Here is a 10,382-nt window from a genome sequence, read left to right as displayed (position 1 = left end):
CCCAACGCCACCCACTCCCTGCGCGAGCTGGGCGGCGCCGCGATCGACCGCCCCCGGGGCGCGGTGCACCACGGCCGGCCAGACGTCCCGCAGCCGGCCCGGCCACGGCGCGTCGGCCGGCGCCGCCGGGTCGTACGGCTCGCCCCAGGGCACCCGGACCGCCTGCTCGGCCGGCCCCCGCCCGCCGGCCGGCTCGATCCGGCGCAGCCCGGCATGCCCGAGCACCGCCTGCACCCGGGCCACCGCGCGCTCCACCCGGTCGTCCGCCACCGCCTGGCCCCAGAGGGCGAGCTGGCGGCCCTGGTCGGGGGTGAGGTCGTCGGGGACGAGGCGCAGGGCGGTGAAGCCGGCGTCGGCCGCGTCCGCCGTACCGGCCGCCGGGCCGTCCGCCGGACCCTCCGTCGCGCCGGGGGTGCTCGTGCCCGGCCCGCCGGCGGGGTGGAAGGTGCCCGCGCCCTGCCAGGCCTGGAGCTGCCAGCGGACGCGTTCGGCCAGCGCCGTCGCCGACAGCCGGCCCTCGTGCCGCCAGAGCCGCGAGACGGTCCGCCCGTCCGCACAGGACACCTCGACGGCGACCCGCTGGCAGGTCAGCCCCGCCCCGGCCAGCCGCTGGTGCAGCCGCTCGGCCAGGGTGCGGGCGACGAACACCAGCGGCTCGGCGAGCGGCTCGGGCGGGTCGAAGCGCTGCTCCACGGAGAGGTCCGGCCCCTCCGTCCGCGGCACCAGCGGGCGCGGCTGCAGGCCCCGGGCCAGCCGGTGGGCGGTGGTGCCGGACGGGCCGAAACGGTCCGCGACGGACTCGGCGGGCAGTGCGGCGAACGCCCCGACGGTGGGCAGGCCGAGCCGGTCCAGCAGCTCCGCCAGGGCCTCGTCGCCGAGCGCGGCCACCGGGTAGGGCGCGAGGAACTCCGCCGTCCGCCCGGCCGGCACCAGCACCCCAGCCCGCGCGGCCAGCACGGCGGCGAACAGGCCGTCGGCGACACCGACCCGGCCGTGGGGCACCGTGCTGTGGGACACGGTGCTGTCGGGCACGGTGCCGTGGGCGTGGGCGGCCGGGGCGGGTGGTGCGGGCGCGGCCGCCGGGACGGTCGTCTCCGGACGGGCGTCCAGCGGGTACGCCGGGGGGCGGGCGAACCCGCCGCGCGCACCGTCCCGGGCCGCCGGGGCGGCGTCGAACAGCTCGTCCACGGTCGCGGTCCGGCGGCGGGTGCGGGCCCGGTCGGCGTCCGCGGGGTGCAGCGGGGTGACCGTGCCCGGCCCGTCCGCCGGCTCGGCGTCGGCCGGGTGCTCCTGCGGCCCGGCGTCCGTCCGGGCAGGCCCCGGCCGGCCGTCCCCGGCCGCCGGGCGGGCCAGGGCGGCCGCCACCGCGCCCTGCACCCCGGCCGCCAGAGCCTCCTCGCCGCCGAAGTACCGGGCCGGCCCCTTCACCGGGATCGCGCACAGGCCCGGGCGCAGCACCTCCACCCGCGGCGTGAACGCCTCCACCGCCGCGACCACCGGTTCGAACCGCCGGGTCTCCGCCTCCGGGTCACGGTCCCGCAGCTCCAGGGCCGGGCAGAGCCGCTGGGCCAGCTTGAGCCGCTGCCCCTGCCGCACCCCGGCCGCCCGGGCGGTCTCCGAACACGCCAGGATCCGCCCGCCGGCCACCACCGCCACCGGGGCGCCGTCACCGTCGGAGGGCGCCGCGACGGCCAGCACCGGCCAGTCCGGGCACCAGACCACCAGCACCCGCGGCGTTCCGGCCGCTCCGCCGTCGGTCATCTCACACCACCGCCATGCGATCGAGACCCGCCCCGGCGGCCCCCGACGTCACGTCCTCCCCCACCCCGGTCGTCCCGGCGGCCTCGGCCACCGCCCGCACCGCGCCGTGCTCGTCCGGCAGCCAGAGCCGGGCGGTGCGCCCGCGCGCCGCCGAACCGCGGCCCTCGGCCACCACCTCCACCTGCCGCCCGGTGAGCTGCCCGTGCCCGTCCCCCAGCCCGAACCACCGCCCGGACCGCACCCCCAGCCGCAACTCCGCCCCGGGCCACGGCCCGGCCACCAGCAGCACGCAGCCGCTGCGCCGCAGCACGGCCGCCAGCCGGGCGGCCGGCTTCGGCGCCACCGGCCCGTCCGGGCGCAGCATGATCAGCTCGACCGCCCCGGCCAGCACCGACACCACCTCGCCCCAGTGCGGCCCGGGGTCGTCCGCGACCAGCAGCCGCCGCAGGTCCAGCCCGTACCCGGCGGCCGCGGCCAGCCCCAGCTCCGGCAACCCGACCGCCGCCGCCCACCCGCCGTCCGACTCCCGCACCCCGGCGGCCAGGGCCAGCAGCAGCCCGAGGTCCCCGCCGCCGACCGACACCGCCGTCCCCCGGCGCAGGCCGCCCTCCGGCAGCACCGCCCGCAACGCCGGCAGCACCGGCAGCAGCCCCCGGCGCCCGGCCCCGTCCCCCAGGGCAGCCGCCGTCACCACCGGCCGGAGCGGCTGCCGCCCGGCGATGGGTTCGAATACGGGTTCGAAAACAGGCACACCTCAGGATCGAACATTCGTTCGCAAAGATTCAAGTCCGAATCCCCCACCCCACCGGTCACGCTCCGTTGCCCCGGCAGCCCGGGTGGCCGGGCAGCCGGGGGCGAGCCTGGTGCGGGGGCGGGGTGGCGGCTCTGGTTCACTGGCCGTTTGCGCACGGCACCACAGATCGGAGTCCGCCCGTGGACGACCGCCACCACGACGGGCCCGGCGGTTACTGGGACCCGCTGCCCACCGCCCGGCGGCTGCTCGCCGAGCAGCCGCACCTGGACCAGTTCGGCGGGCTCTGGGCGGACCGCAACTGGCGCAACGTCCCCGGGCCGTTCTACGGCGCGGACACCGACAGCATGCAGATGGGCCGTCACGACGCGCCCTTCCACATCGCCTACGACGACGACCACGGGCCGCTGGACGGACGGGAGTTCGTCTACCGCCAGCCGACCGGACCCGGGCAGACCCACGACCTGCTGAGCGGCTGCTTCTTCGGCCACGGCGGCTTCGCGATGGACGGCGACGACCACTGGACCGTCCCGGCGGTGCGCGAGTGGTGGCAGGAGCGCGGGCGGCTGCGCGAGTGGGCCGTCGGGGTGTCCGACCGCTGGTCGCGCGCCCGCGGCGAGTACCGCGAGCACTACCGGGACGCCGCCCAGGGCCTGCGCGACTACATCGCCCACCTCGACCACGGGCTGGAGGAGTACCTGCGCGGCTACCTCTTCCAGCTCGCCGAGCGCCGCCCGCCGCGCGCGGACGAGTCGCTGCCGGTGCTGGCGCCGCCCCGGCGCGGCACGCCCGTGCCACCGCCCGCGGGGCCGGCGGTCCCCGCGCCGTCCGAGGGCGGGACGCCGGTGCTCGCCGGCTACTTCGTGGCGGTGCCCGAGTCCGTGCGCGGCCCGGGCCTGCCCCGGGCGGAGCGGCTGACCACGGCGTCCGACTGCCTGATCGACCGGCTGCCGGAGGACGGCTGCTGGTTCGACACCGCACCGGAGGCCCTGGCGGCCTGCGCGCCGCTCCGGGTGCCCGGGAACGCGCGGCTGTACGCGCTGCTGGTGCCCGCCGGCCACGTCGCCGGCTTCGTCGCCGACATCCGCGCGGCCGCGACGTACGAGCCGGTGCTGCTCGCCCGCCTCGACGGCGCGGCCGGGAGCGACCCCGGGCCCGGCCCGGAGGTGGCCGGGGGCGGGCGCGAGCTCGGCTGGGAGGTGCTCGGCTACGACTACGGCATGCTGCACAGCTGGCTCTGCAACGACCTGCACCGCGACGCCGTGCGCGACCTCGGCGTGGACACCGACGAACGCGGCCTGCTCCCCGGCCGGGACGCCGCCGAACGCGTCGCCGCCTGGGCGAACGCGCGGGACGACACCAAGCCGGTCACCTGGTTCCCGGCCGCGCTGGTCGAGTGGGACGATCCGATCGAGAGCCGGTTCGTCCCGGTCGTGCCGGAGGCCCCGCAGCCCGCGCCGCGACAGCCCTGGTGGCGCCGGCTCGGCTGAGGCACTCCCCTAGGGGCGTGCCGGTCGGGCCGGGCGCGCAGCCGGCCCGCGCGAAACCGGCTTGAGTTCGAGTGCACTCGAAGTTCTACGGTCATGCCATGACCGACGGCCACCCGGCCGGAGGACGCACAGACCGAGAACGGGGCCCCCATGAGCATCACCATGACCACCGCCACGAACACCGCCACGAACACCGCCACCGCCGCCGGGACCAGCGCCGCCGAGACCCGCCAGGACCGGTTCGACCGGGGCATGGAGATGCTCACCCGCGTCGACGGCGAGGGCGGGCAGCGGGTGGTGGACGCGCTCGCCGACGTCAGCCCCGAGCTCGCCCACCAGGTCGTCGCCTGGGGCTTCGGCGAGGTCTACAGCCGCCCCGGCCTGCCGCCGCGGGACCGGCAGCTGGTCACCCTGGGCATGCTCACCGCGCTGGGCGGCTGCGAGCCCCAGCTGGAGGTCCACGTCAACGCCGCGCTCAACGTCGGCCTCAGCCCCGAGGAGATCGTCGAGGCCCTGCTGCACTCGGCCGTCTACTGCGGTTTCCCCAAGGCGCTGAACGCCACCTTCGTCGCCAAGAAGGTCTTCGGCGAGCGCGGCCTGCTGCCGGTCGGGGAGCCCGCGACGGGGGCCCCGGCGGCGGCCTGATCACCGGCGACGGCCTGATCAGCGGGGCCGGCCGGGCCACCGCCCGGTGCGCCCGGGAGCCGTGACGTCGGATGAACGGTCAGGCCTCGCAGTGGACCGGGGCGTTCCCGCCGCTCACGTGACAGCCGTCGAGCCCGGTGCCGCCGTCCACGAGCCCGTTGTCGAAGCCGGTCCGCAGGTAGTCGTTGCCCGCCCCGCCGTCGACGACGCCGGTGGAGGCCACGGTGCCGTTCACCAGGAGGAAGTCGGAGCCGTCCGCGCCGAGGACCGTGCCGGAGACGCCGGCGGTGGAGATGCGGTCGCTGCCCGGGCCGCCGTCGACGGTCCCCGCCATGGGGCCGGTGACCACGATGTCGTCGTTGCCGCCGAGGCCGCTGACCGTGTCGCCGGCGCCGACGTAGGCGCAGCGGATGACGTCCCTGCCGGGCGTGCCCGAGACGACCGGGCCGGAGGCGGGGATCCCGTTGACCGTGCACGAGGACACCGCGTGGGCGGGCGTCGCGCACAGCACGAGCGGGGCGAGCGCGACGGAGGCGGCGCAGAGCGCACGCACGCTTTGTCTGATCATGAGACGAGTTACCCACGGCGACGGACCTCCCGCAATTCGTCACCACCGGGCGCACCACGGACACCACGGGCACCCGCCAGGCGTGACCCCGCATCACCCGCTCCACCGGCCTCAGACGTCGCGGCGCCGGACCACCAGCAGGGCGAGGGCCACGGCCGCCGACGGCCAGAACGCGAGCACCGCCCAGGAGCCGGGCACGGTGGCGTAGTCGAATCCGCTGCCGGGCGGCGGCGACCAGTGCTGCACCAGGCGCTTCCAGGCGGAGGACACCATCAGGTGGTTGACGTCGGCGGACCAGCGCTCGGAGGTCGGGAAGACTCGCATCACCGCCTACGAGACCGGCCTCGCCACGCCCGCCCGCTGACCCGGGGGTGGCGCCCGGCCGGCGCCCCGGCCGCCATTGACCGGCCGCTGACCAGCGCCCTAGGGTCAGCCGGGTGCAGCGATACGACTGGCTGAAGAAGATTCAGCGCATGGATCCGGAGACCGAGTTCACCGAGATCTACCGGATCAGCAGCTGGTACGAGTTCCCCTGGGACACCACCCAGTCGCTCGGCTTCGCGCTCTACCGCACCTACGCCGTGCCCGGCATCGGCCGGCTGCTGGCGCAGACCGGCGAGTTCACCCGGCGGACGCAGAAGCGGTACGACGACACCGTGCTGATCCTGGAGGCCGTGATCGAGCACGGCTTCGCCTCGGAGCAGGGGCGCGAGGCGATCCGGCGGATGAACCAGATGCACCGCCGCTACGACATCTCCAACGACGACTTCCTGTACGTGCTCGCCACCTTCGTCGTGGTCCCCAAGCGCTGGCTGGACGACTACGGCTGGCGTCCGTACTCGCCGCACGAGATCCGGGCCACCACCAACTACTACCGCGAGCTCGGCCGCCACATGGGCCTGAGCGGCATCCCGGAGACCTACCCGGAGTTCGAGCGGCTCCTCGACGACTACGAGCGCGCCCACTTCGGCTACGACCAGGGCGGCCGGGACGTCTCCGACGCCACCCTCGGCCTGATGGCCTCCTGGTACCCCGCCCCGGTGCGCCCCTCGATGCGCACCTCCTCGGTCTGCCTGCTGGACGACCCGCTGCGCGAGGCCTTCGGCTACCCGGCCCCGCCGGCCGCCCTGCGGCGCGCCGTCCGCACCGGGATGTGGCTGCGCGGCCGCTTCGTCCGCCTCCTCCCGCCCCGCCGCAAGCCCTTCCTCGCCCGCGACGGCCGCCAGGTCCGCGGCTACCCCGGCGGCTACCGGATCAGCGAGCTCGGCACCTTCGAGGAGGCGCCCGGCCGGTCGTCCGGCGGGTGCCCCTTCCCGCACGCCGGCCGCCCCGCCGGCGACGCCGGGGCCCGTACGGAGGACTGACCGCCCGCCGGCCCCCGGGCAGCGCCGGCGGACCGCGCCGGCCACGCCGCCGGGCCGACCGACGGGGACGTGCCCGGCCACGCCGCCGGGCCCGCCGAAGGAACCGTGCCCCGGGGCTTGAAGTTGCCGCAACGGCAGCTCCTACCGTCGTGTCCGGGGCCGGAACGGCCGGCCCCCGTGAGAGGAGACGATGATGGCCTGGCCGATCGCGGAGGTGGGCCGGATGTCCGGCGTGACCGCCCGGACCCTCCGGCACTACGACGACATCGGACTGCTGCCGCCCGCCCGGATCGGCTCGAACGGCCACCGCTACTACGAGGAGGGCCAGTTGCTGCGGTTGCAGCAGATCCTGGTGCTCCGGGCGCTGGGGGTGGGCCTGTCCGAGATCGGCCGGATCCTGGCCGCCCAGGTGGACGAGCTGGAGGCCCTGCGCGGCCACCACCGGCGGCTGCTCGCCGAGCGCGACCGGCTCGCCACACTGGCCGTCACCGTCTCCCGCACGATCACCGAACTGGAAGAGTCCAGGAAGGACGGCACGCCCATGACCCGCATCAACCGACCGGAGAACCTCTTCGAGGGCATCCAGCCCGACCGGTACGAGCAGAACCTGCGCGAGTGGCCCGAGCTGGCCGAGGAGGTCGGGCAGGTCGTCGCCACGATGACCGCGGCCGAGGTCGAGGCCGGGCAGCGCGAGCGCACCGCGCTGATGATCCGGCTGGCCGAGCTGATGGCCGCCGGCGCGCCCGTCGACGACGACGCCGTGCAGGCCGAGGTCGACGGGCAGTACCGGTCGATCACCGCGTTCCGGCCGGTCGGCGCCGAGGGGTTCCGGGCGATGGGCCGCGCGTGCGTGGCCCACGAGGAGTGGCGGGCCGCCTACGACGCGATCGCGCCGGGCCTCGCCGAGTACCAGCGGGACGCCATCGAGGCGTACGCCGCGCGCCTGGGCTGACCGGGCGGCCGCCCCGGAAGGACGGGTTCCGGGGCGGCTCCGGGCGGCCCGGTTCAGCCAATTGCTGCGCACATGACAATACCCCACCCCCGGGTCTCCCCGCCGGTCCGACCGTCATCTAGGCTGGTGACGTGCTCATACTCGTTCGCCGCCGCCACGTGGACCTGCTCCGCGTGACGAGCATGTCCTGTCGACGCTCCGGCTGAACCTCGCGCCTCCCACCCTCAGCGCGGCCCTCACCCGGCCGCGTCCCCCTTCCCGGCCCCCGGGCACCCGCCGCACCAGGCGTGGCCCCGGCGCCCCCGGTCGATCACCGGGTCCGGTCGGGACGAGACCCAGCGGATGTCATCCATGTCGCAGCAGCACCCCTCCAGCACCCCGTCCCCCCTCGCGGACGCCCCCTCGCACGCCCCCGCCGACGCACTCCCGGTGATCGACCTCTCGCTCGCCGACGGCAGCGCCGACGACCGCCTCCGGCTGCACGACGAGCTGCGGGCCGCGGCCACCGGCGTCGGCTTCTTCCAGCTCGTCGGGCACGGCATCACCCCGGCGGAGACGGCCGCGCTCACCGCGGCGATGCGGGCCTTCTTCGCCCTGCCCGAGGCCGACCGGCTCGCCGTGAGCAACCTCAACTCCCCGCACTACCGCGGCTACACCCGCACAGGTGACGAGCGCACCGGCGGCAGCCGGGACTGGCGCGACCAGCTGGACATCGGCGCCGAGCTGCCCGCGCACGTCCCGGCCGGCGGCGAGCCGCCGTACTGGTGGCTGGAGGGCCCGAACCAGTGGCCGGACGCGCTGCCCGAGCTGCGGACCGCCGCGCTCGGCTGGATCGACCGGCTCGGCGCGGTGGCCCGGCGGCTGCTGCACGAGCTCCTCGCCGCGATCGGCGCCCGCCCGGACTTCTACGACCCGGCCTTCGCGGGCCACCCGCACCTGCGGCTGAAGCTGGTCCGCTACCCGGGCACCGCCCCCGACGGCGCCGGCCAGGGCGTCGGCGCGCACAAGGACTACGGCTTCATCACCCTCCTGCTCCAGGACACCGTGGGCGGCCTCCAGGTGGAGCGCCCGGACGGCGGCTTCCTGGAGGTCCCGCCGATGGAGGGCGCCTTCGTGGTCAACCTGGGCGAGCTGCTGGAGGTCGCCACCGACGGCTACCTCAAGGCCACCAGCCACCGCGTGGTCAGCCCGCCCGGCGCCCGCGAGCGGTTCTCGGTCCCCTTCTTCTACAACCCGCGCCTGGACGCCCACGTCGAGCCGCTCGACTTCCCGCTCGCCCACCACGCCCCCGGCGCCACCGAGGACCCGGCCAACCCGCTGTTCGCCGACTTCGGCCTCAACGAGTGGAAGGGGTACACCCGGGCCCACCCCGAGGTCACCCGCCGCCACCACCCCGAGCTGGTCGACGCCACCGGGGCGGCCCGTTCCTGAGCCTGAGCCTGACCCCGGACCGGACCAGACCGAACCGGACCGACGCCGGCCCGCCCCGGGGAACGGGGCGGGCCGGCGTCCCCGTTCCCGGCCCCCACGGCCCGGGACACCGGTGGACCCGGGTGGGCCAGCACTGTCACACTGCTGCTGTCACAGTGGTGGTGCAACGAAGGCGGAGGCGGCGGATGGGGGCACGCGAGGGCGTGGACGGGCGGCTGACGGTCGACGAACTGGCGGCCCGGGCGGGAGTGACCGTGCGCACCGTGCGGTTCTACGGCACCAAGGGCCTGCTGCCGCCGCCCGAGCTGGGACCGCGGCGGGTGGGCCTGTACGGGGCGGAGCACCTGGACCGGCTGGGCCTGATCGAGGAACTGCAGCGGCAGGGCCTGACGCTGGCCGCGATCGAGCGCTACCTGGCGCGTCTGCCCCGGGACAGCACGCCGCTGGACCTGGCGATCCACCGGGCGCTGGTGGCGTCGTGGACGCCGGAGGAGCCGGAGTGGGTGAGCCGGGGGCAGCTGGAGCGGCGGGCCGGACGGGACCTGTCCGAGGACCAGTTGGACCGGCTGACCGCGATGGGTGCGCTGGAGCGGACGGCGGACGCCGAGGTGTTCCGGGTCGACCCGGGGCTGCTGCCGCTCGGGGTGCGGATCCTGGACGTGCCGATCCCGCTGGAGACGCTGCTCGCGGCCCGCGCCGTGGTGGTGGAGCACAGCCGGGCGACGGCGCACGAGTTGCAGCGGCTGTTCCGCGAGACGGTGTGGAAGCCGTACCGGGAGAGCGAACCGGCCCCGGCCGAGCTGGAGCGGATGAAGGCGCTGACCGACCACATCCAGCCGATGGTGGCGCAGGCCCTGGTCACGGCGTTCCAGCGGTACCTCCGCGAGGAACTCGGCGAGGGGCTGGGCGAGCCGGCGGGCGGGCTGACGGGCGGGTAGCCGCGGCACGGGCACGGGCCCGGACGGGGTCGCCGCGCACAGCGGCACGGTCCCCGCCCGGCCCGCCCCGGTCCGGCTCTCCTCCGGCCGGGGCCCACCCGCGCCCGGCTCCCCGCCCGGGCCCTCCCCCGTCAGTCCCCCGTCAGTCGCCGAACGTGCGTCCCTCCGCCGCGATCCGCTCCAGCAGCGCGGGCGGCGCGAACCGCTCGCCGTACGCCGCGGCCAGCTCGCGGGCGCGGGCCGTGAAGCCGGCCGGGCCGCCCTCGTAGCCGTTGATGTACTGGAACACGCCGCCGGTCCAGGCCGGGAAGCCGATGCCCAGGATCGAGCCCACGTTGCCGTCGGCGACCGAGGTGAGCACGCCCTCCTCCAGGCAGCGGACCGAGTCCAGCGCCTCGCTGAACAGCATCCGCTCCTTCAGGTCCTCGAACGGGACCGCGACGTCGGCGCGGGTGAAGTGCTCGCGCAGCCCCGGCCAGAGC

At 76.4% G+C, this 10,382-nt stretch carries 10 protein-coding genes and 1 pseudogene; 6 read left to right on the top strand and 5 right to left on the bottom strand.

Annotation, left to right across the window (positions count from 1 at the left end):
* On the bottom strand, positions 1-1,761 hold a 1,761-nt coding region (locus tag ABZ885_RS28790), incomplete at its 3' end, for a DNA polymerase Y family protein (protein ID WP_360194688.1).
* Position 1,762: 1 nt separating this feature from the next.
* Positions 1,763-2,512, bottom strand: coding sequence for a hypothetical protein (locus ABZ885_RS28785; RefSeq protein ID WP_360194685.1), 750 nt, complete (start codon positions 2,510-2,512; stop codon positions 1,763-1,765).
* Between the two features lie 182 nt (positions 2,513-2,694).
* On the opposite strand from ABZ885_RS28785, the gene ABZ885_RS28780 reads away from it, so the two are divergent.
* Both ABZ885_RS28780 and ABZ885_RS28775 read left to right on the top strand, forming a co-directional pair.
* A complete protein-coding gene (locus tag ABZ885_RS28780; protein ID WP_360194683.1) occupies positions 2,695-4,002 on the top strand; it encodes a hypothetical protein in 1,308 nt (435 codons plus the stop codon).
* A 252-nt stretch (positions 4,003-4,254) separates the two neighbouring features.
* Positions 4,255-4,647: a carboxymuconolactone decarboxylase family protein gene (locus ABZ885_RS28775; protein ID WP_360194691.1), complete on the top strand. Its 393-nt coding sequence runs from the start codon at positions 4,255-4,257 to the stop codon at positions 4,645-4,647.
* Positions 4,648-4,726: 79 nt separating this feature from the next.
* Here the strand turns inward: ABZ885_RS28775 and ABZ885_RS28770 are convergent, their stop codons facing one another.
* Both ABZ885_RS28770 and ABZ885_RS28765 read right to left on the bottom strand, forming a co-directional pair.
* Positions 4,727-5,215, bottom strand: coding sequence for a hypothetical protein (locus tag ABZ885_RS28770; protein ID WP_360194680.1), 489 nt, complete (start codon positions 5,213-5,215; stop codon positions 4,727-4,729).
* Positions 5,216-5,326: 111 nt separating this feature from the next.
* Positions 5,327-5,539 carry a hypothetical protein gene (locus ABZ885_RS28765; RefSeq protein WP_360194677.1) on the bottom strand — a complete coding sequence of 71 codons (213 nt, stop codon included), beginning with the start codon at positions 5,537-5,539 and terminating at the stop codon, positions 5,327-5,329.
* A 149-nt stretch (positions 5,540-5,688) separates the two neighbouring features.
* Here ABZ885_RS28765 and ABZ885_RS28760 point away from each other — a divergent pair, with 149 nt between their 5' ends.
* The 4 genes from ABZ885_RS28760 (at position 5,689) to ABZ885_RS28745 (ending at position 9,900) form a co-directional block, all read left to right on the top strand.
* Entirely contained in the window at positions 5,689-6,579 is an 891-nt protein-coding gene (locus ABZ885_RS28760) for an oxygenase MpaB family protein (RefSeq protein ID WP_360194674.1), read from the top strand.
* A 193-nt stretch (positions 6,580-6,772) separates the two neighbouring features.
* Entirely contained in the window at positions 6,773-7,531 is a 759-nt protein-coding gene (locus ABZ885_RS28755) for a MerR family transcriptional regulator (RefSeq protein ID WP_360194672.1), read from the top strand.
* Positions 7,532-7,882: 351 nt separating this feature from the next.
* The gene (locus tag ABZ885_RS28750) at positions 7,883-8,962 is read left to right on the top strand and encodes a 2-oxoglutarate and iron-dependent oxygenase domain-containing protein (protein ID WP_360194669.1); all 1,080 of its coding nucleotides are present in this window, start codon (positions 7,883-7,885) and stop codon (positions 8,960-8,962) included.
* Between the two features lie 185 nt (positions 8,963-9,147).
* Positions 9,148-9,900, top strand: coding sequence for a MerR family transcriptional regulator (locus ABZ885_RS28745; RefSeq protein ID WP_360194667.1), 753 nt, complete (start codon positions 9,148-9,150; stop codon positions 9,898-9,900).
* A gap of 142 nt (positions 9,901-10,042) precedes the next feature.
* Here ABZ885_RS28745 and ABZ885_RS28740 read toward each other — a convergent pair.
* Positions 10,043-10,382 (bottom strand): annotated as a pseudogene (locus tag ABZ885_RS28740) (3-hydroxyacyl-CoA dehydrogenase); the annotation flags it as partial.

The organism is Kitasatospora sp. NPDC047058, assembly GCF_040643935.1.
GTDB lineage: Bacteria > Actinomycetota > Actinomycetes > Streptomycetales > Streptomycetaceae > Kitasatospora.
This window is presented reverse-complemented; position numbering and strand designations above follow the sequence as displayed.

Bases quoted from the DNA above. Each gene is read 5' to 3' on its own strand.
- ABZ885_RS28775 (WP_360194691.1), top strand. From the start codon at position 4,255: ATGGAGATGCTCACCCGCGTCGACGGCGAGGGCGGGCAGCGGGTGGTG.
- ABZ885_RS28770 (WP_360194680.1), bottom strand. From the start codon at position 5,215: ATGATCAGACAAAGCGTGCGTGCGCTCTGCGCCGCCTCCGTCGCGCTC.
- ABZ885_RS28765 (WP_360194677.1), bottom strand. From the start codon at position 5,539: ATGCGAGTCTTCCCGACCTCCGAGCGCTGGTCCGCCGACGTCAACCAC.
- ABZ885_RS28760 (WP_360194674.1), top strand. From the start codon at position 5,689: ATGGATCCGGAGACCGAGTTCACCGAGATCTACCGGATCAGCAGCTGG.
- ABZ885_RS28755 (WP_360194672.1), top strand. From the start codon at position 6,773: ATGGCCTGGCCGATCGCGGAGGTGGGCCGGATGTCCGGCGTGACCGCC.
- ABZ885_RS28750 (WP_360194669.1), top strand. From the start codon at position 7,883: ATGTCGCAGCAGCACCCCTCCAGCACCCCGTCCCCCCTCGCGGACGCC.
- ABZ885_RS28745 (WP_360194667.1), top strand. From the start codon at position 9,148: ATGGGGGCACGCGAGGGCGTGGACGGGCGGCTGACGGTCGACGAACTG.